The sequence below is a fragment of the Paraburkholderia sp. genome (assembly GCF_026225065.1).
Classification (GTDB): domain Bacteria; phylum Pseudomonadota; class Gammaproteobacteria; order Burkholderiales; family Burkholderiaceae; genus Paraburkholderia.
Genome location: NZ_JAMFSB010000355.1, coordinates 13,922 through 38,256 on the forward strand (window position 1 = coordinate 13,922; position 24,335 = coordinate 38,256).

Genomic DNA, 24,335 nt, shown 5'->3' on the forward strand with positions numbered 1-24,335 from the left:
TGGCTGACCCGAGGCCCTGCTACCGCACGATAATTTCTCACACCCTGAAACGTTACAGACGAACATTTGCATTTCGTGACAACTGATCGTTTTTTTCGTACTCGCGCACAGACCCCGTTATCCGGATTTATTCAAAATGCATATTGAAGATTTCGATGGGCAACGATGCTGCGCGCATGAGGTTCGTCATCCTAAAGGTTTCAGTTCACGCGCTCCGGTGGCGCCGCACCCGCCCCATTGCAACGATTTATTTTCCGTGAAACACTTCAGCTCATCTGCCGAGTCGGACTAATGTCCGGTATATCAGACAGTCGTATTGGCTACCAGTACCAAATACCGATGAAGCGTCGAGCGAATGTCGGTTATTACTCAGGAGACAAACAATGAGCAATGTCGGGAATCTCGAGGTACCTCGTTCGCAGGCGCGACGCGTCTGGCTCAGGAGCGTAAGCGCGCTGGCTGCCGTTTCTGCAATCGGCTCGCTCGCAGCGACGCGTCCTGCGCAGGCCGCGAGCAAAGGCGCCACAGCCGTCGCCGATAGCGGCAAGCCGTTGTTTGCGTACGTCGGTACTTACACGCCCAATGGCCTCGGCATCCATCGCTTTCAGGTGGACCGGAGTAGCGGCAAGCTCGAGGCACTCGAGCCCTTGCGCGGCGTCGAGAATCCAAGCAGCCTCATCGTCGACCCGCAACAGCGCTTCCTGTTCGCTGTTAGCGAGGTGAAGAACTACAACGGCACGACCAACGGCTCGGTCAGCGCCTATGCGATCGAAAGCGGCACAGGGACGTTAAAGCTGATCAACACGGTCAACTCGCACGGCGCCGGTCCGGTCTATCTGAGCCTGCATCCAGATGGACGCTTTTTGATGGTCGCGAACTACAACAGCGGCAGTGTCGCGGTCTTCCCGATTTCGAATGACGGCACGCTGGGCGAGGCTTGCTCTGTTCAGCAACCACAGGCGCCGGCCGGTGCACAACACGCAGCGGAAGGCGTGCCCGGCAGCTTTGCCATCAGCGACCACGACGGCCCGCACGCACATACGATTGTGCCCTCGCCCGACGGTCGATTCGCGATCTCAACCGATCTCGGCGTCGATCGAACGTATATCTGGAAGTTCGACGAAGCGACCGGCGCACTGTCACCGAACGATCCGCCGTTCGTCGCCGCGTCGGCAGGCGCCGGACCACGGCACCTAGCGTTTCATCCCAATGGCCGCTATCTGTATGAGGTCACCGAGGAGGCGTCGACGCTGGTCTGCTATGCCTACGACAGTACGCACGGAACGTTGACGCAGTTGCAGTCGGTCTCGACGCTGCCGGACACGTATCAGGGCACGAGTTTCGCGTCGGAACTCGTGTTTTCACATGACGGCCGCTTCATCTATGTGGCGAACCGGTTGCATGACACGATCGTGCAGTTCAGCGTCGCCGGAAACGGTCATTTGCAACGCGTTGGGGAAGTGCCTACCGGTGGAGACTATCCGCGTGTGATCAAATTCGATCCGTCGGGGCATTTCATGTATTCACTGAATCAACGCAGTGACCATATCGCGATCTTTTCGGTCGATAAGGCCAGTGGCAAGCTGCGGTTTGCGGGGACTTATGTTGCGGTTGGGAGCCCGTCCGATATTGCTTTTGCGAGTGCATAGTGTTGCGGATTTGATTTGGATGGCGAACGAGTTTCAGGTGCGTGTATGCGGGCACCTGCAGCTCGTACGTCAATGCCTGTCGCCGGCGGCCGTCTAAACATGTCCGCCTGCTTGTGCTTCGGGCACGCATACGCCGAGCTGACGATGTTCGATATCAAGCGGAGAACGCTTCCGGCTCTAACGTTGATAGCCACCAATCGGCTCCAACGAACCACGCGGACGAGTCGGCAGGCGTGTTCCATCTCAGCGACCTGACTGCAGCGGCATTGCCTGATTCGAACGCGGTAACCAGGGACTCTCCGGTCGCATCATCGCGCGCACCAATACATTCGATAAACGTCGCCGTGCAAATGAACTTTGCCGTATAGGAGTTAGGGGCGACGCGCGTCACGAGCAACATGCCGCCAAGGCCCCGGTTAGGCGTCAATGGGAAGATGAGACGGCCGCCATCGTTGAGCGCTTCGAGCCAACTGTTCAACGGGTGCGTCGCGCCCGCGCTGACGTAAATCAGATCCGATTGCGGCAACACTACTTGAGTGCCGCTTTCCCCGATGACCCGAACCTGCGACAGGTGTGCAAGGTTCGACGCCGCTTGCGCGCCGAGTCCCGGGTCGATCTCATACGCGGCCACGCTCCCTGCGCGACCAGTGAGGTACGCGAGCAACGCTGTGTAGTAGCCAGTTCCCGAGCCGATATGGGTGATGGTTTCGCCCGGCGAGATGGCCGCTGCGTCCAGGCAACGTGCGTGGAGGCTCGGCTCACCGTTGTTAAGGCCGCGCTCGGTCTTGAGGCCGACCACAATGTCCTGATAGAGAACGGCTGGGTCCGACGTCTCGGTCGAGACATACCCTGACAATGTCAGTACATTCCATGGGCCGGGACCCAGATATCTCTCCCTTTCAATCGCCGCAAATGCCTCGCAGATTCTCGCATCTTTGCACTCAACCTTAGCTGTCACGTATCGCGCATAAAAGTCGCGAAGCACTTCGACGTTTTTCATTGACCGGCTCTCCAGGAGGGGACCGCGATATGGTATCGCGGTCAGGCCTGGTGGTCACGAAACTCTCGCAGGTCTTACTGTGTTGCAGCAACGGTAAGCTTGCGTGCCCGTTTCACGCCCGCTTTCGCGCATGTAAGACGCCTTTACCCGACTACAGCTCAAACCCAAGTTGCGCCCGGCCGACCGGTGTCAGGTCGTCGGCCGTGGCGCGTCCGGTGAAATCGACTTCGAAATGGTCAGCAGGGAAATCAGGCGGGCTTTCGCCCTTCAGGAAGCTCGGCAACTGGCGCTTAAGGTATGCGTCGTTTTTGGCGCATGCGGGCGCCGAGGGGATGTACATCACATTGCTATAGCCCGCGCCTTTATGCTCGTCTTCGACTGCGTGGATGACATCGCTATGCCAAAACACGGTGTCGCCCGCTTCCATTTTGGGAATCGATGACAGCGCCTCGAACAACGGCGCATGAAATTCCCGCTTGATCGACAGCGCCCGCCCGGGCATGGCACCACACAGGTCATCTTCTGCGATATCGTCCTGAAGCGCGCGCAGCAGGATGTACGCCATCGCATTGGCGATGGGTACGAGTTGCAGCGTCCCGTCGCCTGGACCTTGCGGCGTCAAGGCAGTCCAGCCTTGAAAAGTGCGGAACATCGAACACACAGCGGGCGATGAGATCTCTTGCACATCAGGCCGGAACGCAGCGTCGAACGGATCGTAGTCGCGCCAGTTCCCTTCAAACACGTGGCGGTAAACCTTGCGAAAATTGCTTTCAATCCAACGTTCGACGGACCCGCCATCGCAATGCGCCGATAAACCAAGCGACGCGGAGCCCGGCGGCCTGCGACGCAGACGGTCGGCGTAGACAGGCACATGCTCTGGATCGAAATGCACGCGGCCTTCGCTCTCGTTGCGCCACAACCGGTTCAGGAACACACGCGCCGCAGTCAACGACTCCGACTGCCGGGCGAGCGTCTGCGGCTTCGACCAGTACACGCCATAGATCTGCGGCTTGCTGGAAGCGAGCTGACCGAAGTATTTGTCCTCCGCTCGGTTTTCCAAACGCTTGTCGAGATGATTACGTTCGACATAGTTCGCAATCTCCTGGTCCCAGCTTTGCACCAGCGCACGGGGAAAGACGTTACGAATCACGCATGCGCCGCGCGCCTTGACGATCGCGATCTGGTCGGCGGTGACACGTTGTTCGGTAATGTCGGAGAACTGAATCTCGGGGATGACGTCCTCTCCCCGATCGCGCCGCCCGGCGATTCGTTTTGCCTCGGTGCGGATCGCTTCTTCGACTTCGGCAAACACCTCACGGTAGTTCGGCAACGCCGCGCGCAATTCTCTTTTTGCTTGTCGAATTGCGCTTGGCAAATCTTCGATTTTCAACGCCATGACTGTCTCCATACGGACTTGGTATGTCCAGAGCATATGACGTGGATGCGCGCCGTGGTGATACTATTCAGGCAATTAATTTGCGTTTTCAGCCATGAAACCAGCCTACGAGCATGTCGAGTTCGGCGAGGACTGTTCACTGCGGGTTTACCATCGGCGCCTGCCGCGTATTCCGTTCGAGTGGCATCACCATCCGGAGTACGAACTCACGCTGACGATGAACAGTCATGGCAAGCGCTACATTGGCGACGCCGTTAGCGACTATGAGGCTGAGGATCTCGTCCTCGTGCCGCCGGATCTTCCGCACACCTGGTCATCGAACCGTTCGATCGACTCATCTTCGCCGCAGGTCGCTATCGTCATCTGGTTCGACGGCGATTGGGCGCGGCGCATGGCAGATTGTTGCCGCGAATATGAACCGTTACGCAAGCTGTTGCGCAGAGCCGCGTGTGGGCTAGCCTTCGATCCCCCTGCTGGAAAAGCGATGCGTGAGCGCCTCGCGCAATTGCTATCGAGCGAGGCGCGCGAGCGCCTTGGCGCCGCCCTCGATATCATGTGCACACTCGCTGACGCCCCGGGCCAGCCGCTCGCCTCACCGAGTGCTTTCAATGAATCAAACGCCGGACCGTCTGGTCACGAGCCCGAACGGATTAACCGGGTTCTTTCGGTGATCGACGCGCGTTTTTCTGAACCGCTGCGACTCTCGGAGCTCTGTGAGGCCGCTAACCTGTCGGAACGAACGCTTACCCGTTATTTCGTTCAGCATATCGGTGAGAGTGTCGGTCGGTATATCGCCCGGGTTCGTATCGGGCACGCGTGCCGAATGCTGGTTGACACTTCCCTGCCTGTTGCTGTCATCGCCGCCCGTTCGGGCTTCGCGAACATCGCCAATTTCAATCGGCAGTTCAGGGCTGCAAAGCAAACGACGCCGGCCGAGTATCGACGGCGGTTTGCGGCGGCGGCCTCTCCGGATAAAGATGCGGCGGCTCGCTTGACCGAACGGTCTCCTTCGCTTCAAAGGAAGCGCAAATCAAACGCCGCGCGAAGCGACGAAGAGACTGCTTAGCAGTACTTTGCCTGGCACCAGCGGTCACTAGCGCGAGATCCGTCGGTCAGGGCGAGCAAATCAAGCTCGCCATGCTTATAGCATCGACTTGCCCTGATCGAGAATCTTGTCGCAGATCTGCTTGGTGAGTTGCTGCTTGACGCCGTCGCCACCGAGGCTCAGCTTCTGGCCGCTACCCGAGTCCAGAATGCCGTTGGCGCCGTCGGTGTAGCCGCCATTGGAACTCGACGCGCCACCCGGCAGCTTGCTCATCAGCGAATCTTTTACCGACGACGCGCTGCTACCCCCCAGGTAGTTATTCTTGATGCAAAACTGCAGTACGCCGGCGACGTTGCTGCTGTTACTGGATGTCACCGACCCGCCCGACAACGCGCTACCAAGGTCGCCGAGGCCCCCAGACGACGAGCCGCCGGTCAAACCGCCGAGACTCGGCGACGAACCGCTGTTCCCCTGATTTAGCAGGTTACCGAGCTGGGCGTGCACTGCGGACATTGGGATCGTCACGCCGATGAGCGCTGCCGCAACTACAACGTGGTGCATGCGTATTTTCATGGTCCCTCCAGAAGGTTGCCGTTTCCTGTCGTCAGCATCGCCGATGCTTCTTTAAGAATGCTATGTCGATTTGGAAATTTCGGGAAGTTTTTCGGAGCAAAACGCTCAATGCCGCCGCCACTTATCTGGGCCAGGCGCTGGCATCGGCGCATGCCATTTCCGACCAGGACTATAACAGCGCCATCGTGCAGTACAGCATCGACAAGCAGGCGAGCAATGCTGTCACGAGCACGAGCGGCCTCGCGTCCGAAAGTCGCGGGGCTCAACAACAACGCCACAAGACTATCAGCCACTGCGTGTAGCCGATCCCATTCGTGGTAGACCCTTTCTATCACCGCGAGCCCACGTGTAAATGCGACGATCACCTGCGCCGCCTGCGTTGCAGACGTCCTGAGTTGCGTGCGAATCCTTTCGTTCGACAACGCGTTCGTTATCACCTCATCCAGATCGTCCAGCTGTGCGCGCAAACGCGTGGTACAGCGAACCACGCTGCACGTTGGCCGCATCGGCAAGATCGGCCATTGACGTCGCCTGCCAGCCCTTTTGCCAGAACACGTCCAGAACCTTATCCAAAACCGTTTCTTCGTCGAACTGTCGGACCATCGCCATGAAAGAGTGCTTTTCTCAGCGTCCTTAAAAAATAATTGACACATACGTCAACATTGACAATACTGACATCGTACCCGCTGAGAGATCTCTACGCGCCGTTGCGCACCACGAGGAACACATGATCGACCTACATTACTGGACGACGCCGAACGGGCACAAGATCACGATCGCGCTTGAGGAACTAGGCGTGGAATATCGGATCTTGCCCGTCAATATCTCGGCTGGAGAGCAGTTCAGCCCCGAGTTCCTGCGCATCAGTCCGAACAACCGCATTCCAGCGATCGTCGATCACGACCCGCAAATGGGCGGTGATCCGCTGTCGGTATTTGAGTCTGGCGCCATCCTCGAATATCTGGCCGACAAGACAGGTCGACTGCTTCCTTCCGAGACCCGGGCGCGGTTCGAGACGCTTCAGTGGCTCTACTGGCAGATGGCAGGGCTCGGGCCAATGGCCGGGCAGAACCATCACTTCACGCACTATGCGCCCGAACGCATCGCGTACGCGACGCAGCGTTATCAGAAGGAAACTGGCCGGTTGTACCACGTACTTGACGAGCGGCTCCGGGATCGGGAATACATCACGGACGCGTTCTCGATTGCCGACATCGCGTGCTATCCATGGGTCCGGATGCATGCGCGTCAGGCACAGGACCTCGCGGATTTCCCGCAGGTGCACCGCTGGTTGGACTCGATGTCCAGACGACCCGCTGTCGTCAGCGCGTACCGGATCGCCGAGACCATCAATACGACGCCGACCGTGACGGAGAGCGCTCGCGAGCACCTGTTCGGGCAGCAGGAGAAAACGCCTCGTCGCGCGGGAGGATACGCATGAGCGAACGAAGCCTGGTGCTGTTCGAGTTGGCCGGCGCGGATCAGTCCGTGCGTTTTAGCCCGCACTGCTGGAAGACCAGAATGGCGCTCGCCCACAAAGGACTGACGGCACAGGGCGTGCCATGGCGATTCACGGATAAGGCAGAGATTGCATTCTCGGAGCAAACCTGCGTGCCCGTGCTGGTCGACGACGGCATCACCGTCAGCGATTCCTGGCGCATTGCGCACTACCTGGAAACGCACTTCCCGCAGGCGCCTTCGCTGGCAGGGGACAACAGCGGCCTGGCAGCCTGCGCGTTCGCCAACCACTGGGCTGATGCAACACTGCTGCCAGCGCTGGCCCGCGTGCTCATTCCCGACGTCTTTCATGTACTGCACCCGAAGGATCGCCAGTATTTCCGGGCGTCCCGCGAAGCACGTCTTGGGATGACGATTGAACAACTGCCGACATACAGGCAAGACTACCTGACCGAGTTAAAGCGCGTGCTCACTCCGTTGCGCGGCACGCTGAAGAGACAACTGTTCCTTGCCGGCCATGCGCCGAGCTATGCTGACTACTGCGTATTCGGCATGTTCATGTGGAGTCGCTGCGTGAGCGACATCGCGATCGTGGAGCCGGACGATCCGATCCACGCGTGGCGCGAGCGATTGCTCGACCTCTTCGACGGCCTCGCGAGAAAAGCGCCCGTCCACCACTTAACGACCGGAGACCTTTAGTGTCCGGCTATGATTTTGATCTCCTTACCATCGGTGCCGGTTCTGGAGGAATTCGGGCAAGCCGCCGAGCGGCCGCCTTCGGGGCACGTGTTGCGGTCGCGGAACAACGCTTTCTGGGCGGCACCTGTGTGAACATTGGATGCATTCCAAAGAAACTACTTTCGTACGCGGCGCATTTCAGAAAGGAGCTGGAAGAGTCACGCAGCTACGGCTGGTCGTTTGACCAGCCCGTGTTCGACTGGCGTACCTTGCTGGACGCAAAGAACCGGGAGATTGAACGTTTAAACGGCGTCTACCGCAATTTGCTCAATCAGTCCGGCGTCGAACTGATCTGGGGCACAGCGACGATTACCGGGCCGCACACCGTTGAAGTGGATGGCCGCACATTCACGTCGAAGTACATTCTGGTCGCGACGGGAAGCCATCCGACTGTGCCGGACATTGAAGGCGCGCAATATTGCATTACCTCTGACGATGCGTTCTATCTCGACACGCTGCCGGAGCGCGTCGTCGTCGTCGGGGGTGGCTATATTGCGGTTGAATTTGCATCCATATTCAACGGTCTGGGTATCGACACGACATTGGTGTACCGAGGCGATCGCCTGCTCAAGAGTTTCGACGCGGACCTCGGCAATTTCCTTGCGGAACAGATGACAACGCAAGGCGTCCGCATCCGGTTCAACACGGAAATTCGCAAGATCGAGCGTGACGGTGCGACATTGAGTTGCGTGACCGGCGACGGCGAACGGTTGTCCTGTGACACCGTCCTCCATGCAACCGGCCGGGTGCCGAATACAGCGCGCTTAGGTTTGGAGTCGATTGGCGTAGCGCTTGCGCCGAATGCAGCGATTGTCGTGGACGGTGCCTTCCAGACTTCGCAACCGTCCATATACGCGGTTGGAGACGTCATTCATCGAATGCAACTGACACCGGTTGCATTGGCTGAAGGCATGCTGGTCGCGGATCGTCTTTTCAACGGCAGTACTGAACATATGGATTACAGCGGCGTCCCCACTGCGATTTTTAGTCACCCGAATGTCGCCACTGTTGGGCTAAGCGAGGAACAGGCGATCGAAAGTGGCTACAAGATCGACCTGTACCGTAGCATTTTCACCCCTCTCAAGCACACCGTTTCGTCATCCGGCGACAAGGTGTTGCTTAAGCTGATCGTGGACCGTGAAAGCGATCGCGTCCTCGGTGTTCATATGGTAGGCGACGACGCCGGTGAAATCCTTCAGGGGTTTGCCGTAGCGATCAGGTGCAAGGCGACGAAGGCGCAGCTTGACGCCACCGTGGGCATCCACCCCACCATCGCCGAAGAATTTGTCACGATGCGTGCCAAGGTTGGCGTTTGAATCGCTTTCGGATTGCGTCGGTCCGATAGGCACCGGGGCGAGAGCTTTTACAGCTGAATTTATTTATCTTAGGAGTGTGACATGCCGACTTACATCGTTTCAGCCGCTAGCGACTTCCTTTCCGAGCGCACCCGGCAATCCATCGCGGAAAAATTCACCCAGGATTATGCTGAGATTACGGGCGGACCGACCTTTCTGGTGCAAGTGATTTTTAATGCGATTCCCAAAGGAAGCCACTTCGTAGGCGGCAAGCTGCTTAACGCCGATCACATCTTCGTGCACGGATATACGCGCGAGGGGAAAACGCCCGATCAGAAGGCCAGGATGCTCGAGAGCATCGTAGACACCATCGCACAAGCCGCGTCAGTGGCGAAACGGTCCGTCTGGGCGTATCTCAGCGAGTTGCCATACACGCGGTTGGTCGAGTACGGGCACGTCGCGCCCAAACCTGGACAAGACGGGGAATGGCTGGACACGTTGCCGGCTGAAGACGCCGCGTTTATCCGAAGCATCGCCTGAACCTGTTCGCCCGCTTCAGTCACCATAGCTGGAATCGAGAAGACCTCACATGCTTTCTTTCCGTTTCTGCGTTACCGCCGCCGCGGCCCTGCTCGTCATCGCACCAGCCTTCGGCGAGGCGGCGCCCTCCCGGATCCGCGGCACCATCACCGCTATTAATGACGGCAGCATGACAATCAAGGAGAAGGACGGCCACACGTTCGCGCTAAAGACCGGACAGTACACGACGTATGCCGACGTCATTCCAGCCAGCCTCGACGAGATCAAGGTCAACGACTTCGTCGGCTCCGCTGTCAAAGGGCCGCCGAGCTCGATGGTCGCGGTCGAACTCGCAATCATCCCCGACAGCATGCGTGCCGGACGCATTGGTTATTACGCATGGGATCCGCTGCCCGACCCCACTGCCATGCAAACGACCGGCACTAGCGCGACCGGTGTGACGAACGGCCGGGTGTCGAACGTCTCGCCAGCAGCGCCTAAGCTCACCGACACCAATATGACCAACGGCATCGTCTCCGCCGAGAACGGCAGCACGGCTGGTCGCACGCTCACGGTCACCTATGACGGCGGTAGCAAAAGCCTTCACATCACCGTGCCGCCCAACGCGCCGATCGTACGCTACGTGCTGGCCGACCGCTCGGCGGCCTTCATAGGGTCTACGGTCTTTATCAAAACCAACCCGGACGACCAGGCGCGGCTCGTCACCATCGGCAAGGGCGTCACGCCCCCGATGTGAGCGCAGCGTCCCCAACGAGATTTCCGCAAACCACGTACACTCTTTCGCGGCCGCGGTAGCGCATCGATCCAGGTAGGGCAGCGCGTGCTGCCCTACTTTCGCCGCCACCGTGTGGAATCTCTTTCTTACGAAAATTTCAAGCATGGGAAACAATCAGCTTTCCAGCATCACTCTTCAAGGCAGCCGGATCGTCGTAGCCGGCGGTACATCAGGAATTGGTTTTGCCGTGGCCGAAGCTGCGGCGAAGTCCGGAGCCGAAGTCATCATCGCATCGAGCAAGCCGGAACGCGTCGCGGCTGCACTGGAGCGACTGCCTCAAGGTACACGCGGCGAGCCGCTCGACTTTTCCGATGAGGCGCAAGTAAGGGCGTTTTTTGCGCGCGTAGGCGCATTTGACCATCTTGTCTACACCGCTGGCGAAACGCTTCTCCTGCAAAATCTTGCTGATCTCAGCATTGAAGCCGCGCAGCGAGCTTTCGAGGTTCGCTACTGGGGCGCGCTCAAAGCCGTCAAATATGGGGCGCCGCTCATTCGAGCGGGTGGCTCCATTACGCTTACAAGCGGAGTGGCATCGTCGCGTCCGCTGCCTGCCTGGACGATCCCGTCGAGCATCCTGGGTGCGATCGAGTCATTGACTCGTACATTGGCAGTCGAGCTTGCGCCTCTGCGTGTCAATGCCGTGGCGCCTGGCGTCTTGCGTACGGCGTTGTGGGACAACATGAGCGAAGCCGATCGCGAAGGTCTTTATGACTATATCGCCGAAAAGATGCCGGTACGAAGGGTCGGAGAGGCAAGCGACGTTGCCCAAACGTATCTTTACCTGATGCAACAGGGCTTTAGCACGGGACAGGTCATCGTTGTCGATGGTGGCCATGTGCTGGTTTAACGGTCGATGCTTCCCGTGATTTCCGAGCCACCGAGCAGCGAGCAGTTGCAGCGGAATATCTGAACCTGCCTGAGTGTTAACGCGTTGCTGGTTCGAGCCCGAACCGGCAATCAATCACTCAGGGGCGACTCTATTATGAGTTCAGACGTAAAGCATACGTACGTATTGATTGCGGGGGCGTGGTGCGGTGGATGGGTTTGGCGCGATGTCATTCCTCGCTTGCGCAAGTTGGGACACGCGGTCACCGCACCGACGTTAACTGGCCTTGGCGAGCGCCGCCAAAGCGGCAGAGACGATACCGATCTTAGTACTCACATTGACGACGTCATTCTATTTCTTCCGTCAAAGCGACGGTACCTGGGATGTATTCCTGCCTGATTCTGAACGCCCGACGATGAGTGCTTTTTTGACGTACGGAGCGCCTGGGTATAGACGGACGTGACCGGGCGCCGGTCGCATCCGCGACCGAAAGGGGGCTCGTTCCGTTTCCTGACAATGGCCCCATCTCATGCCGACACAAGCTCCGCTGGCGCGCGTTCGCCCTCGGCGAGGCGCCAAAGGGCGTCGCTTAAAAACCGCTTACTGAAACTCAATAATTCAGGAATTTCGCCGTTAACTTATTATCAATGCCAGATTGGCAGGATTGTTGACGCTGCCAATCTGTGCGCAAGATATACAGAAAGCCAAACGGGGGCGCAGCCATGCGTAACCAGCTGTCTTTGCGGGCGGCCCTTCGGCCGGTCCACGCGATTCGACGCGATTTACCCACGCTCAGGCGGCCACACGCTTCCCATGCGTGCTGGCCGACAATGCGCCTGACCCATTGCGCATGCGGCGCTGTCGCCCTATTTCTGGTCGCCGCGGCGCCAGCATGCGCACAAACGAGCACATGGACCAATACGGGTTCCGGCAACTGGACCACACCGGGGAACTGGGACACCGGGACCGTACCCAGCGCAACGGTCGGTGCGGATATAGAAAATGGCGGAACAGCGGTCGTGACAAGCAGCGGGCAGACAGTCGGCCTGCTGCAGGTCGGCGTGACCGGAACAGGATCCCTGCTGATCCAGAACGGCGGTACGCTGACCCAGGCCAGCGGCGCGGCGTTCACCGTGATCGGTACGGGCAGCATCACCATCAACGGCCAAGGGTCGACCTACAGTACACCGAACGACCTGCTGCTGGGGCGCGGCACTGGGACCAACGCAATCACGGTTGAAAACGGCGGCCAGCTCTATACGGGCAACGCCTTTGTCGGCGAGGGCTCGTCCAGCGTCAGCACCAACATCGGTGCAACGGTGACCGGTGCGGGCTCGTATTGGAATGCAGGTGAATTCCTCGGTGTCGGCGGCGGACCGAACGCCGCGACGCTGACCATTTCCGACGGCGCCACGGTGACCGCGCAAAGTACTGTCGCGATCGAGTCGATCGGATCGGGCGCTGCCGGCATTGCCACGGTGACTGGCCCCGGCTCCCAGCTACTGTTGCCGGGTACCGCACTTGCCGTCGGCGAATTTATCAACGGCGGCGAGGGCAACGGCACGCTGACGATTTCGAACGGCGGACTGGTGTCTGCGCAAACCGTGACGCTGGGTGAGTTCGATGCCGGCACCACCGGCGTGCTGAATCTCGACGGCACCTCCAGCGCCCGCGGTGTTCTGGTAACGACCAGCCTGGCAAAGGATCTCGGCAGCGGCACTGTCAACTTCAACGGAGGCATCCTCCGCGCGGGCGCCAGCAGTTCGAATTTTATCTCCGGATTCGGTGCGGGCAGCCTCGTGGTCGATACAGGCGGACTGTACCTCGACACAAACGGATTCGACGTCACGATCACGGATGGATTGAGCGGCAGTGGCGGCCTGACCAAGATCGGCAGCGGCACCCTGGTTCTGGATAGCGATAACACGCTGAGGGGTAACAGCGAAGTCAGCGCCGGCACACTGGTGGTCGGCGACAGCAGCAGCAACGCGGTACTCGGCGGCAACCTCACGGTCGACGCGGCCGCAGCGCTGCTCGGGTACGGCACCACAGGCGGCAATCTGACCAACAACGGGACGGTGGTTCCGGGCGGAACCTCCGGCACGATGGGCGCCTTGTCCGTCGGCGGCAACTACACGCAGGCCAGCACGGCGGCGCTGTCGATCGAGGTAAGCCCGACATCGGCCTCGCAACTAAAGGTGAGCGGCAGCGCAACGCTCAACGGCGTGCTGGCCATCGTCTACGATCCAGGCACCTACACGGCGACGCAGTACACGATCGTCTCTGCGGCGAACGGGGTGAGCGGGAAGTTCTCCAGCACCACGGCGACGCTGTCTGGCGGTGCGAATCTCGGCACGCTGCAATCGTCGCTGACGTACGACGCAAACAGTGCCAATCTCTTACTGGCCAATGCCTTGGCCACGGTCACGACACCGGTAGTCGTCGCCCCGAACGACACGAGCATCTACACAGCCCTTGGCACAGCGGCGGTTATGAACGCACAGGGCACCACAGCGGCGCTACTCGATCGTACCGGCGGCGCCAGCGCCGCGACCTCGGGCGCGCAAGATGGCTGGATCAGAGCGACGGGCGAACAGACGAAGGTAGGCGGCTCGAACGGCGAACCGGGCTTCCAGGCGAACCAGTACGGCTTCCTCGCGGGCCTGGAACAACGGCTGGGTGACTACACGCTCGGCGTGGCGGGTGGTTACACGCACACCGATCTGGACGAGCAGGTCACCGGCGACTCGGGCGCAACCGACACGCTGCGTGCGGCACTCTACGCGAGCCGCTGGCTAGGGCCGCTAAGCGTCTCCGGCACGTTGGGCTACGGACTCGACTTCCTGTCGCAGAAGCGGCCGTTTGCTGGCATCGGGACGGCCGAGGGCGATCACATGGGTCAGGAGTTCACGACAGGTGCGCAGGCGGCCCTGCCCTTGACGCTCGGCAGCGTTGTGCTGACGCCGCGTGTGGGTCTGCGCTACGCGTACTTCCACGCGGACAGCTTCGGCGAGAGCGGAGCGGCAGCCCAGAATCTCGACGTCGGTCCGGACAACCCCCACAGCCTGCAACCCTACGCGGAGCTTACGCTCGACAAGGCCTTTGGCGATGTACTCAAACCGGTGAACGTGCAGTTGCGCGTGGGCTACGCGCGCGAATTGCTCGATACGGGGCGCGCCGTGAGCGTGGCATCGCAGGACCAAACGCTCTTCACAGCGCCGGGCGTGAGCCTGCCGCGCGGCTATCTCACGACGGGCATCAGCATCGGCTTGCAACCGGTGAAGAACCTCATGGTCTCACTGGGCTATGACGCGCTCATCAACACGACGCACGCGTCGGCCCAGGCGGGCACACTGAAGGCCGAATACCGCTTCTGAACGCGGGGGAGGAAATCGGCTTACAGAAATTTATTTGTTTGAGGAATGGATTATTCGACGCTTGTTGTTCCGTGACCTCTCATATATTTCTTTTAAGCCATGGAATAATCCGGATCGAATTCCGTTGCAGCCCTTCGCAACTCTCTGGCCGTCCACGGGAAAGGCGCAGCGGCGCGGCTTAGCACCGAGTGGCCGACGTTCCGAGGCGTTCCCGGTTGAATCACATCAACCGGCGCTCGCGCCAATTGCTTGCACGCGACAAACAAACGTTGACAAAAAATTATTGTGACTTGGTAAGGTCACGCAACTCATTTACGTGAAGCCCCAAAGCGAAGCGCGATAAGCGTAAGTCCGCCGCCACGCGCTGCAGGATAGTCGTTGTGATCGCCTCGAAATCCGGGGTTAGCTGTCGATACAACAATGACTACGATTAGTAGTCCGATTCGTATATAGCTTTCAAACTCGAACTCATTGTGTCTGAAGCGCCGCCTGCGCAGGCGGCTCGTTGGCACACGCGCAGCGCTTGAAGGGATTCGGCGTATCCACGCCGTCGATCGCGAGGGGGAATTCATAAGACTTCTCCTCGCAAAACAATGTAGGCCATCACTGACAACTATGAGGGGTGAAATGAAACAACGAGCAATGGCGTTAGCCATTCGAAGAGTCGTCTGGGCTGAGCTCGCACTGACGACCGCAATCGCTGCTCCAGCGTTTGCGCAAAGCCAGCCGGCCGCCATAGCAACGCCGGCAGCCGCTGCTGCGGCTTCAGGCACGGCGGCGGCGGCCGCTCCGGCAGCGGCATCGGGCGCAGCAGCATCGGCGGCCAACAAGAACGTCAAGCAACTACAGACGTTTCAGGTCACGGGCTCGCTGATCCGCCAGGCGGACAAAGTGGGCTTCCAGCAGGTTCAGGTGATCACCACGAAGGACATTCAGAACTCGGGGGAAAAAAGTGTTTCGGACTACGTGCGTTCCATTTCCGCGAACTCGGCCAACAGCTGGGGGGAATCCACGTCTGACAGCTTTGCCGCTGGCGGTGCCGGCATCGCACTGCGCGGCCTGAGCGAAAAATACACGCTGGTGCTGGTCGACGGTCAACGTGTTGCACCGTTTGCATTCGCGGTCAACGGCAGCGATCAGTTTTTCGACCTGAACACCCTTCCTATAGATGCAATCGACCGCATCGAAGTGGTGAAGACGGGCGCCGTCTCGCAGTACGGCTCTGACGCGATCGGCGGCGTGGTGAACATCATCACCAAGCACGATTTCCAGGGCTTGCAACTCGACGGGAGCTATGGCGGCGCGACACAAGGCGGCGGGGGCACGACCAAGTTCGGCATTCTTGGCGGCTTCGGCAATCTGACGTCCGACGGCTATAACATCACGGCAACCGCGAGCTACTACAAGTCGAACGGTTACACGCTGGCCGATCGCGACACGACAGAGAATCAGGACTTCAGCAACCAGATGTTTGGCGGCTCAGTCCAGCAGCCGTCGTACTTCCTGAATCCCACTACGGGTGTCGCGACGCCGTTCGGCTGCGCCGGCGGCAAGATTGCGCCCGCCTCCTCCAGCATCATTGCGTCGCAAACCGGCGCGATCAATAGCGGCAATGTGTGTCTAAGGAATACGGCTGAAGACACGTCGATCGAGCCGATGACGGAGCGTTTCAGCGCCAAGGTTCACGGCGACTTCAAGATCAACGATACAACGACCGCGTACGCCGATCTCTGGGAAAGCAACAACACGACGACGACCAATGACGGTCCCGTCGTCCTTGGCAACAGCCTGCAGTTCAACCCGGCCACCAAGACCGTGTCGCCGTTCACGGCCGTTGTACCCGCCAACAATCCATTCAACACGACGGGCGTGGCTCAGGAACTGTTTGGCACCTTGCCGGGTACGTTCGGCTCGACCACGGATGCAAACTACTGGCGTGCAGCAACTGGTGTGAAGGGCAGCTTCACGACCGGCCAGGAAGACTGGGACTGGAATGCCGGGTACACGCATTCGATGAGCACGGTGAGCAACACGCTCGGAAACTATGTCAATCCGATCGCGTTGACCTCCGCGCTGAACAACGGCACGCTTAATTTCGTGAATCCGTCGGCTACGCCGGGTGCCGTGAGCAGCATCCTGACTACGGCGAACAACCTGGGCATTTCGAAGCTCGATGCGCTCGATACAACTCTCGCGACACCCAACCTGTTCCATCTGCCGACCGGTGACGTCGGCCTGGGTCTGGGTGCGCAGTTCCTGCACGAAAGCGAGCTGATCGAGGAAGGCGCCAACTACCTGAACGGCACGACGCTGGGACCGAACCTCCAGACGGTGGACGGTGAGCGCAACGTGGCTGCGGTGTACTACCAGGTCGACGTTCCGCTGATCAACAAGATGCTGACGTTCAGCCAGTCGGGCCGCTATGACCACTACAGCGACTTCGGCGGCGCGTTCTCGCCGCGTTTCGCACTGCGCTTCCAGCCGATCCAGCAGTTCACCACGTACGCCTCGTACAATCGCGGCTTCCGCGCGCCGGAGTTCCTCGAAAACACGAATTCGTCGAACATCGGCATCCAGCCGATCGGGCCGAATGGGCAGGACGAAAATGTCATCACCAAGGGCAATCCGAACCTGCAGCCGGAACGTACGAAAAACTACAACATCGGCTTCGAACTGTCGCCCACCCGTACGACCGACATCGGCTTCGACTGGTACAAGATTCACGTCGACAAGGCGATCGGCACGCAGCTTGATCCGAGCGGCACGGTACTGAACGCGGACGGTTCGATTGCGTTCGAGACCAACCAATACGAGAACCTCGGTTCATTCGATACGGACGGCTTTGAAATGACGTTCGCGCAATCGCTACCGACCAAGATTGGTACCTTCAAGCTGTCGGGCGATTGGGGCTATGTGTGGCACTTCGACATGAGCGGTATCGGCGGCCTCGCCTCGACGGTCGATGGCGCGGGTAACGACTTGACGCTTGCGCAACCGTTCGGCGGTTCGTTCCCGCGCTGGAAGGGCAACACGGATCTTTCGTGGAATTTCCACCAGTGGAATGCCGACCTGGCATGGCAGTACACCGGTCCGTACTCTAACGCGCTGGGTCTGAACTTCTCGACCGCGTCGTATAGCGTGTTCAACCTTAACGTTGCGTACACGGGCTTCAAACACTGGACGGTCTACGGCGGCATGAACAACATTTTCAACCGCGCGCCCCCGTTCGATCCGGAGTGGCTGAGCCAGATTGACCAGACCGGCTACGACCAATCGCTATATACGTATGAGGGTCGTTTCCTGCAGATCGGCGCGACCTACAAGTTTTAAGGAGCATCGGATGTTTGAGTAGCCTTTTCAAGGCCGTTCCGGTTTTCGGATTCCCCTCCCTTGTCATCGGAGCGGCCTTTTTTTTGAATTATTGATGACCGTCCAGGCAGAATTCACCGAAGCGCAGCAAGGAAGCTGCACCACGCAAGCGCAGCTACCGGCAATACTATCGCGAGCAGGGGAGCTCGACGAATTCCAGCGAGTCCTTCCAGCACTCTTCCGCATTCATCCGGTCACCCTCGCTCGGCCGCCCCGCCGATTGATGCTCGATCACCTCGCAGTTCCCAATCAGATCGGAGAGCATCTCCACCAGTAGCTCTCTGTTAGCCGCATCGAATGTCGATAACGCCAGGTCAGCGACCTCCCGGAGAATCATCGGCAGTCGGCGAGCCAGAGAGGACCCAGCATCCGTCAACTGCAACTCCGTCACCCTGCGGTCCGAGCCAGAGCGAATGCGCGTAACCATGCCCCGCTCCTCCAGCAAGGTGAGAAGTCGTGATGTTCTCGCCATCTCGATGCCACTGCTCTGCGCTAGCGTTTTCAACGATGCCGATTCGCCCGTCGAAATGAGAAATAAAAGAGTCGCCTGGACATTCGTAATGCCCAACTGTTTGAGCAACTGCTTGTCCATCAGATTCGCTAACCTAAGTCGCGCGAGTCGTAGCAGGTGGCCAATATTTCTGGTCATCATGGCGACGTTCGGCTTCGCCGTGTCCTCCTGAGCAGATACCGCGCCAGACCCGCTTTCGTTTTCGACGTTCACTCACCCTCTCCTGCGCTCGACCACGGAAAATTCCCAACGGACACGCAAGTGCCGAACCGCCTCGCGATGATGAGGTGTTAGCCTTCCTTGCCTGGACGACCCAGCGTTGCCCACCTTGGTCCAGATTCCTTTCCGGACATCGTGGTAAACGACGCGGCCACCGGCGCTATTCCTTCCATATTTTGCAGTACTGTATTGCTCGGATATCTTCCCTTCGCAGCCGCACACGGCGGTCAGATGCAGCGCCAAATATTACACAAACCTTTCGCCCGTGATATGCTGACTCCTGTCTTTGGGGAGTAGCCGGCTTCTACCCAGAAGCGCCTGCGTCAACATTCTCGGTCGAACAGACCGTGGTGCAGGTAGCCGTTTGGTTGGCAAGACCATCGACGCACCGCGCAACTGGTCGGGCGCGACGGTGTGTCGTGGTGTTCAGCCCGACCTTGAGCGCCTACTCTTATGAATCCTGTCGCAATACTGTTTCTCGCTTTCGCCATGTCCACCGACGCCTTCGCGGCCGCCATCGGCAAAGGCGCGACGCTCCATCGTCCGCGCTGGTGCGAGGCCCTCAGAACGGGGCTGATCTTCGGCGTCATTGAAGCGCTGACGCCATTGATCGGATGGTTCCTCGGCCAAGCCGCCGCTCAATACGTCTCATCATGGGATCACTGGATCGCCTTCACGCTGCTGTTCATGCTTGGCGCGCGCATGGTCTTCAACAGCGTTAGAGCCAGAAAGGTCGAAGAGACGAAACCCGCGACTCACTCGTTCTGGTTGCTTGCGCTAACAGGCTTTGCCACAAGTATCGATGCTATGGCGGTCGGCGCGGGCCTCGCCTTTGTCGACGTCAACATCTATTCGACGGCGGCGGCGATCGGTCTCGCCACCATGACGATGGTCACCATCGGGGTGATGCTTGGCCGTTTCCTCGGCCATGTAGCGGGCAGGCGCGCGGAGATGGCCGGAGGCGTAGTACTGATCGGAATAGGCAGCGCGATACTTGCTGAACACCTGCAGGTATTCAGCTAACCGCAGTTACCGGGCACGGAGTGGACCCGGCGGTCTTCGGGGGCTGTATGGGAGCCATTGACGCAGAGCGCCTAGCCCGCGGAAAGCAAACGGGCAACCTGATCCGATTTAGTCTGCACTGCGATATCTTCCGCCGTCATTCCGCGGTTGTCCTTTAACGCCCGGTCCGCACCGCGAGCAATCAGCAATCGGGCGGTGTCCGCGCGATCGTATCCCGCGGCCCACATCAGCGCGGTGAGATCGTTCTTGTAGGCGCGATTCACGTCGACCCCAGCATCGAGCAACCGGCTCACCACCTTCGTTTGTCCCTGTCCCGCCGCGTACTCCATGGCAGTCTTGCCGATGCGATCGGTAGTGGCAGGATCCGCACCGTGCGCGAGTAGCAGCGCAACGATCTCATCAAAACCACCGTACGCTGCGGCCATCAATGGCGTGACGCCCGGCGCGTCCATGTGCTGGACGTTCGCGCCGTGTTCGATCAGCATGCGCACCATAGCCACATCGCCTTTTTTGCACGCAGTGATCAACGCGGTATCGCCGATGCGATTCATGGCATCCACGGCCGCCCCGCTCTGAAGCGCCGCGAGAACCGACGCCTGGTTACCGTCTTTCGCGGCAACCAGCAATTGCCGGTTGGTCTCTCCAATGCCTTCGCCTTGCGCATACGCGGGCAAGTACACGCCGAATGCACCAGCCAGGAGCAGAACCACAGTCGCGATATATCGGATGACGGTCTCTTTCATGGTACCCCTCCCCGCTACTGGAGATTGTTGATGTACGCAGCCAGATTGCGAATGTCGTCGTCGGTCAGGTTGCGCGTCACGCTGGTCATGTTGCCCGCATCGTTGGTCCGCGTGTGCGAGCGGAAATCCTGCAATTGCTTGACGATGTATTGATACTGTTGCCCCGACACACGCGGAATCTCGTTCTGCCCCGAGAAACCGCCCAGATGGCACATCGTGCAGAGCACCTCGGCAGATTTCTTCCTTCCTGCTTCAATGCTGGCGCTGTCCGACTTGAACGGAACCGGCACCAGCTTTTGCGCGGCGAAGTAATCGGCGAGATCCTGCATGTCCTCTTTCGACAGGTTGGCCGCCATCGGCGACATGCGCGGGTCGCTGCGCCGTCCTTCCTTGAAGTCTTTCAGTTCCAGATAGATATAGCGCGCGTTTTGACCCGCAAGAATGGGGTAGTCCGGGTTGGTCGAATTACCCATCGGCCCATGACAGGCCACGCATGCTTGCGCCTTGGCCTGGCCCGCTCCGGCGTCGGCGTGCGCGCCCGACGGCAGCCATGCGGCGGCGAACCAGCCGCACAGCAGTGCCGTCCATAAGCGGCGTGTCGGACCCGCTGCTAATCGCAGCATCCGTATCGTCATGGCAACGCGAAGACGAGAACGGTATTGCCGCGCTTGAAATCGAGCTGCGTATTGCCGCCCGCCGCGACTGCGATGTACTGCTTACCATGCACCATGTATGACACCGCGGGCGCATTGACGCCGGCGCCGCACTGGAACTCCCAGAGCTTCTTGCCGGTGGTGGAATCGAATGCCCGGAACAAGCCGTTTCCTTCGCCGTTGAATACAAGACCGCCCGCCGTTGCCAACACGCCGCCAATCAACGGTTGTTCGGTCTTGTAGTCCCACACCACCTTACCCGTGTCGACGTTCACGGCAGACAGCTTGCCCCATTGCTGCTCGGTCGCGATAGTCTTGAACGCACCACCCAGCCATAGCTTGCTGCCGCCCGGATAAGCGGCGTCCTCGACCTGATACGTCATCGGCTGATTCAGATTGGCCGCATAGACGAGACGCGTATGCGGATCGAACGCCATCGGCGACCACTCGACCCCGCCGTTCGCACCAGGCAGCATCCGCGCGCCGTCAGCGGTCGGCAGCGTCCACATGTTCTCCTGCGGAATCATCGCCTGCGAAAAGCGGATCAGGCGTCCGGTGGCACGATCGTGAATGTACACGTGGCCGGTCTTGCCCGCATGCACCACGCCCGGAATCATCTTGCCGTTTTCGTCGCGCACGTCGATCAGCATTGGCGGGCTCACAGCGTCCAGGTCCCACACGTCATGCGGCACATACTGGTAGTGCCATTTGTATTTGCCGGTATCCAGATCGATCGCGACCAGCGAATCCGTATAGAGGTTGTCTCCCGGCCGGATTGCGCCATACAGGTCCGGCGACGGATTGCCGACCACGAAGAACACCGTATGCGTTTGCCGATCGACTGCAGGCGCCATCCACACCCCGCCGCCGAGCGTCCTGTAGAAGTCGCCGCCTTTCTCGGTCAACTGCTTCTTCTCCGCATCGATGTTGCGTTTCTCGTCGCGGCCGGTTGCATCTTTCGTGGCCCACACGCCTTCCTGGCCGGTCTCCGGAATCGTATAGAAGGTCCACAGCAATTGACCGGAGTTGGCATCGAACGCTTTGAGGAACCCGCGAATGCCATATTCGCCACCGTTCGTGCCAATCAGCACCTTGCCGTCGACGACCACCGGCGCCATCGTTTCCGAGTAGCCCTCATCGGGATCGGCGATCTGCGTTTGCCAAAGCACGTTGCCGGTTTTGGTGTCGAGCGCGACGAGTTTCGCATCGAGTGTGCCCATGTAGAGCCGCTCGCCTGCGATGGCTACGCCGCGATTGTTGGGCCCGCAACAAAACGTCGTGACCGAACCCATCTTGTGCTTGTAATGCCAGAATTCCTTGCCCGTTACCGCGTCGACCGCATACACATGGTTAAACGAAGTGGTAATGAACATGACGCCGTTCGATACGATCGGCGCCGTTTCCATCGACTCGTTGACCGCTGTCTGGAATATGAAAGCTGGCCGGAGTTTCGACACGTTCGTCTTGTTGATTTGTGCACCACGGTAGTAGCGCGTCTGCGCGTACGAGCCGTTCGAATGCAGCCAGTCGTTCGACGTGGTGGCTGCCCGGTCGAGCTGTTCCTGGCTCACGGGCTCCAGCGTCGACGGCACCGGCGAGGTCGTCGTGGTCGAACTGTTTTGAACCTCGTCCGCGGCGTAAGCGGCAGACGAGCCGAATGCGATGGCGAACAGGGCAAGACCAATAGCATTGGGAATGCGAATAAATGGCATGAGCGTCTCCTTGGCTATTTGTTGTTCAAGAATTTCAGCACTGGAGTGCGGCATTCATCCACGCAACCGTCGGCGTAGAAAAGCAGGATGGCACAACCCTCTCAAACAGCAAAAGCGTACGATTTAGAACCGTTAATTTGCTTTGTCAGGATGGGTCGGCTGCGCATAGATGGAGGGAGAAAATGTCCTCGTCCCCGAAAAGGCCGGCTCGCTTAAGCGTAGGCTATGCGCACGTGATTTTCCAGACTCTCAACAGGTTTTAGGAAGCACGGCCTCCTACATATGACGAGTTCGAATGTCTGCCAGTCAAGCGACGCCTGGCCCAGCCGAACTCCGGCGCGAAGCGCCACGTGAGCAGCAGCAACGCAAGCAGCGCGGGACACCAGCGCAAGTCGGTCGGCACTGGCTCGCGGTGAGCAAATCGCGCATCGATCATGGCCTCCCGCAAGGACCCCGCACCCGACAGCCGGCGATATCCGAAGCCGATCCCTCCGGCCACCGCAGCGAGGTAATGTCCGCGCAATTCGGACAGCTCCTCGTGACTTTCGGCCTGCGTGGCAGAACCTGGAACGGGCGGAACCTGGATCACATCCTCTGCCTGCCAGTAGCCGTCACGGTTACCCTCGGCGTCGGTGTGTGGAATGGGCGCGGCTTGATCGCCGCCCACGCCGATCAGCCAGCCCTTGACCTGAGCGGGGTTGATGTCCCGCTTCAGCGCATCGGACGGGAGGACCGGCGGCGCCTCCTGGCCATCGGTGACGAACACGACGGCCGCGCCTTGCCCGACGTCCTGCGCCACGCGCGTGGCGGAATAGATACCACCTTCGGCAATACGGCTCCAGTTGGTCCAGCGCATGCGCCCATCGATTCCCTCGAGCGACGACAGCAGCGCGTCAAAGTTGCTGCAAACTTCGACGGGCGGCAGCAACAGCAACGTCCGTTGCCCCGTGAACACACTCCAGCCCACCTTCGAACCGCAAGGCAGTTGTCCCAGCGCGTCGCGCATCGCCGCCCGTGCGAACACGAGGCGGCTCACCGGCACGCCATTCAACGCGACGTCCTCGACGTTCATGCTTTGCGTAATGTCGAAGGTAACGATGTAGCTGAACGTATCGCGCGGCAGTATCACGCGGGGCATGGCGACCGCCGCGAGCAGCAACAGAAGCGCCACGGCTGTCATCCAGTGGCGCCCGCCAGAAAGTCCACGCGTGAGTGTGCGAAAGCTCACGGTAGATCCTGGCTCTGCGCATCGCGCAGGTGGACGTTGTGCTGTTCCTTGACCTCAGGCGTGTCGGCCGTGGCACGCGCTTCAGGCTCGAGCCACAACGCCCGTTCGAGGTTGTAACGCGCATCCCAGTCGTCCGGCGTCGCACGCAGCAAGGTCCGATAGCGCGCCTTGGCCTCCTCGACCATGGCAACCGACTGAACCGTGC

The 24,335-nt window shown here is 59.7% G+C and carries 21 protein-coding genes, 1 pseudogene and 1 riboswitch; of the genes and pseudogenes, 11 read left to right on the forward strand and 11 right to left on the reverse strand.

Features of this window, described 5'->3' with window-relative positions; all coding sequences use genetic code 11:
- Positions 1 to 383 precede the first annotated feature (383 nt).
- Positions 384 to 1,649, forward strand: coding sequence for a lactonase family protein (locus tag M0954_RS24565; RefSeq protein WP_297355998.1), 1,266 nt, complete (start codon positions 384 to 386; stop codon positions 1,647 to 1,649).
- Between the two features lie 154 nt (positions 1,650 to 1,803).
- Here M0954_RS24565 and M0954_RS24570 read toward each other — a convergent pair whose 3' ends face one another.
- Entirely contained in the window at positions 1,804 to 2,649 is an 846-nt protein-coding gene (locus M0954_RS24570) for a protein-L-isoaspartate(D-aspartate) O-methyltransferase (RefSeq protein ID WP_297356000.1), read from the reverse strand.
- Between the two features lie 151 nt (positions 2,650 to 2,800).
- Positions 2,801 to 4,045 (reverse strand): DUF1479 domain-containing protein, encoded by a 1,245-nt coding sequence (locus M0954_RS24575; RefSeq protein ID WP_297356002.1) that lies wholly within the window; start codon positions 4,043 to 4,045, stop codon positions 2,801 to 2,803.
- Between the two features lie 94 nt (positions 4,046 to 4,139).
- Between M0954_RS24575 and M0954_RS24580 the strand changes: the two genes are divergently transcribed.
- Positions 4,140 to 5,111 carry a helix-turn-helix domain-containing protein gene (locus M0954_RS24580; RefSeq protein ID WP_297356004.1) on the forward strand — a complete coding sequence of 324 codons (972 nt, stop codon included), beginning with the start codon at positions 4,140 to 4,142 and terminating at the stop codon, positions 5,109 to 5,111.
- 75 nt (positions 5,112 to 5,186) lie between these two features.
- Here M0954_RS24580 and M0954_RS24585 read toward each other — a convergent pair whose 3' ends face one another.
- From M0954_RS24585 to M0954_RS24595, 3 genes are all read right to left on the reverse strand, one after another.
- On the reverse strand, positions 5,187 to 5,663 hold the full coding sequence (locus tag M0954_RS24585) for a DUF2501 domain-containing protein (protein ID WP_123387843.1): 477 nt from the start codon (positions 5,661 to 5,663) through the stop codon (positions 5,187 to 5,189).
- Positions 5,660 to 6,028, reverse strand: a complete 369-nt coding sequence (locus tag M0954_RS24590; RefSeq protein WP_297356006.1) for a hypothetical protein — start codon at positions 6,026 to 6,028, stop codon at positions 5,660 to 5,662. Before M0954_RS24590 ends, M0954_RS24585 begins: the two co-directional genes overlap by 4 nt.
- A 73-nt stretch (positions 6,029 to 6,101) precedes the next feature.
- On the reverse strand, positions 6,102 to 6,272 hold the full coding sequence (locus tag M0954_RS24595; RefSeq protein WP_297356008.1) for a helix-turn-helix domain-containing protein: 171 nt from the start codon (positions 6,270 to 6,272) through the stop codon (positions 6,102 to 6,104).
- A gap of 118 nt (positions 6,273 to 6,390) precedes the next feature.
- Here M0954_RS24595 and M0954_RS24600 point away from each other — a divergent pair, with 118 nt between their 5' ends.
- The 8 genes from M0954_RS24600 to M0954_RS24640 all read left to right on the forward strand — a co-directional run bounded on the left by M0954_RS24600 (position 6,391) and on the right by M0954_RS24640 (position 18,002).
- Positions 6,391 to 7,104 (forward strand): glutathione binding-like protein, encoded by a 714-nt coding sequence (locus M0954_RS24600; protein WP_297356010.1) that lies wholly within the window; start codon positions 6,391 to 6,393, stop codon positions 7,102 to 7,104.
- Positions 7,105 to 7,118: 14 nt separating this feature from the next.
- Positions 7,119 to 7,820, forward strand: coding sequence for a glutathione S-transferase family protein (locus tag M0954_RS24605; protein ID WP_297356012.1), 702 nt, complete (start codon positions 7,119 to 7,121; stop codon positions 7,818 to 7,820).
- The gene (gorA, locus tag M0954_RS24610; RefSeq protein ID WP_123387846.1) at positions 7,820 to 9,175 is read left to right on the forward strand and encodes a glutathione-disulfide reductase; all 1,356 of its coding nucleotides are present in this window, start codon (positions 7,820 to 7,822) and stop codon (positions 9,173 to 9,175) included. Before M0954_RS24605 ends, gorA begins: the two co-directional genes overlap by 1 nt.
- An 81-nt stretch (positions 9,176 to 9,256) precedes the next feature.
- The gene (locus M0954_RS24615; protein ID WP_122151623.1) at positions 9,257 to 9,694 is read left to right on the forward strand and encodes a tautomerase family protein; all 438 of its coding nucleotides are present in this window, start codon (positions 9,257 to 9,259) and stop codon (positions 9,692 to 9,694) included.
- Between the two features lie 49 nt (positions 9,695 to 9,743).
- Positions 9,744 to 10,430, forward strand: a complete 687-nt coding sequence (locus M0954_RS24620; protein WP_297356014.1) for a hypothetical protein — start codon at positions 9,744 to 9,746, stop codon at positions 10,428 to 10,430.
- Between the two features lie 109 nt (positions 10,431 to 10,539).
- Positions 10,540 to 11,316, forward strand: a complete 777-nt coding sequence (locus M0954_RS24625; protein ID WP_297356016.1) for an SDR family oxidoreductase — start codon at positions 10,540 to 10,542, stop codon at positions 11,314 to 11,316.
- A gap of 998 nt (positions 11,317 to 12,314) precedes the next feature.
- Positions 12,315 to 14,672: an autotransporter domain-containing protein gene (locus M0954_RS24635; RefSeq protein WP_297356018.1), complete on the forward strand. Its 2,358-nt coding sequence runs from the start codon at positions 12,315 to 12,317 to the stop codon at positions 14,670 to 14,672.
- Between the two features lie 627 nt (positions 14,673 to 15,299).
- Complete coding sequence (locus M0954_RS24640; protein ID WP_297356020.1) at positions 15,300 to 18,002, forward strand: TonB-dependent receptor; 2,703 nt, start codon at positions 15,300 to 15,302, stop codon at positions 18,000 to 18,002.
- 166 nt (positions 18,003 to 18,168) lie between these two features.
- Here M0954_RS24640 and M0954_RS24645 read toward each other — a convergent pair whose 3' ends face one another.
- Positions 18,169 to 18,765, reverse strand: coding sequence for a MarR family transcriptional regulator (locus tag M0954_RS24645; protein WP_297356022.1), 597 nt, complete (start codon positions 18,763 to 18,765; stop codon positions 18,169 to 18,171).
- A 282-nt stretch (positions 18,766 to 19,047) separates the two neighbouring features.
- A riboswitch (yybP-ykoY riboswitch) is annotated at positions 19,048 to 19,218 on the forward strand.
- 6 nt (positions 19,219 to 19,224) lie between these two features.
- Between M0954_RS24645 and mntP the strand changes: the two genes are divergently transcribed.
- Positions 19,225 to 19,794, forward strand: coding sequence for a manganese efflux pump MntP (gene mntP, locus M0954_RS24650; protein WP_297356024.1), 570 nt, complete (start codon positions 19,225 to 19,227; stop codon positions 19,792 to 19,794).
- 71 nt (positions 19,795 to 19,865) lie between these two features.
- On the opposite strand, the gene M0954_RS24655 is transcribed toward mntP, so the two are convergent.
- The 5 genes and pseudogenes from M0954_RS24655 to M0954_RS24675 form a co-directional block, all read right to left on the reverse strand.
- Entirely contained in the window at positions 19,866 to 20,537 is a 672-nt protein-coding gene (locus M0954_RS24655) for an ankyrin repeat domain-containing protein (protein ID WP_123387853.1), read from the reverse strand.
- 14 nt (positions 20,538 to 20,551) lie between these two features.
- Entirely contained in the window at positions 20,552 to 21,160 is a 609-nt protein-coding gene (locus tag M0954_RS24660; protein WP_297356026.1) for a c-type cytochrome, read from the reverse strand.
- A gap of 8 nt (positions 21,161 to 21,168) precedes the next feature.
- Positions 21,169 to 22,902: a PQQ-binding-like beta-propeller repeat protein gene (locus M0954_RS24665; RefSeq protein ID WP_297356028.1), complete on the reverse strand. Its 1,734-nt coding sequence runs from the start codon at positions 22,900 to 22,902 to the stop codon at positions 21,169 to 21,171.
- Between the two features lie 259 nt (positions 22,903 to 23,161).
- Positions 23,162 to 24,082 (reverse strand): MxaL protein, encoded by a 921-nt coding sequence (locus tag M0954_RS24670; RefSeq protein ID WP_122151642.1) that lies wholly within the window; start codon positions 24,080 to 24,082, stop codon positions 23,162 to 23,164.
- A 44-nt stretch (positions 24,083 to 24,126) separates the two neighbouring features.
- Positions 24,127 to 24,335, reverse strand: a pseudogene (locus tag M0954_RS24675) (tetratricopeptide repeat protein); the annotation flags it as partial.

Excerpts from the sequence above, each read along its gene's own strand:
- M0954_RS24565 (WP_297355998.1), top strand. The coding sequence starts at position 384 with ATGAGCAATGTCGGGAATCTCGAGGTACCTCGTTCGCAGGCGCGACGC.
- M0954_RS24570 (WP_297356000.1), bottom strand. The coding sequence starts at position 2,649 with ATGAAAAACGTCGAAGTGCTTCGCGACTTTTATGCGCGATACGTGACA.
- M0954_RS24575 (WP_297356002.1), bottom strand. The coding sequence starts at position 4,045 with ATGGCGTTGAAAATCGAAGATTTGCCAAGCGCAATTCGACAAGCAAAA.
- M0954_RS24580 (WP_297356004.1), top strand. The coding sequence starts at position 4,140 with ATGAAACCAGCCTACGAGCATGTCGAGTTCGGCGAGGACTGTTCACTG.
- M0954_RS24585 (WP_123387843.1), bottom strand. The coding sequence starts at position 5,663 with ATGAAAATACGCATGCACCACGTTGTAGTTGCGGCAGCGCTCATCGGC.
- M0954_RS24595 (WP_297356008.1), bottom strand. The coding sequence starts at position 6,272 with ATGGCGATGGTCCGACAGTTCGACGAAGAAACGGTTTTGGATAAGGTT.
- M0954_RS24600 (WP_297356010.1), top strand. The coding sequence starts at position 6,391 with ATGATCGACCTACATTACTGGACGACGCCGAACGGGCACAAGATCACG.
- M0954_RS24615 (WP_122151623.1), top strand. The coding sequence starts at position 9,257 with ATGCCGACTTACATCGTTTCAGCCGCTAGCGACTTCCTTTCCGAGCGC.
- M0954_RS24620 (WP_297356014.1), top strand. The coding sequence starts at position 9,744 with ATGCTTTCTTTCCGTTTCTGCGTTACCGCCGCCGCGGCCCTGCTCGTC.
- M0954_RS24640 (WP_297356020.1), top strand. The coding sequence starts at position 15,300 with ATGAAACAACGAGCAATGGCGTTAGCCATTCGAAGAGTCGTCTGGGCT.
- mntP (WP_297356024.1), top strand. The coding sequence starts at position 19,225 with ATGAATCCTGTCGCAATACTGTTTCTCGCTTTCGCCATGTCCACCGAC.
- M0954_RS24655 (WP_123387853.1), bottom strand. The coding sequence starts at position 20,537 with ATGAAAGAGACCGTCATCCGATATATCGCGACTGTGGTTCTGCTCCTG.
- M0954_RS24660 (WP_297356026.1), bottom strand. The coding sequence starts at position 21,160 with ATGCTGCGATTAGCAGCGGGTCCGACACGCCGCTTATGGACGGCACTG.
- M0954_RS24665 (WP_297356028.1), bottom strand. The coding sequence starts at position 22,902 with ATGCCATTTATTCGCATTCCCAATGCTATTGGTCTTGCCCTGTTCGCC.
- M0954_RS24670 (WP_122151642.1), bottom strand. The coding sequence starts at position 24,082 with ATGACAGCCGTGGCGCTTCTGTTGCTGCTCGCGGCGGTCGCCATGCCC.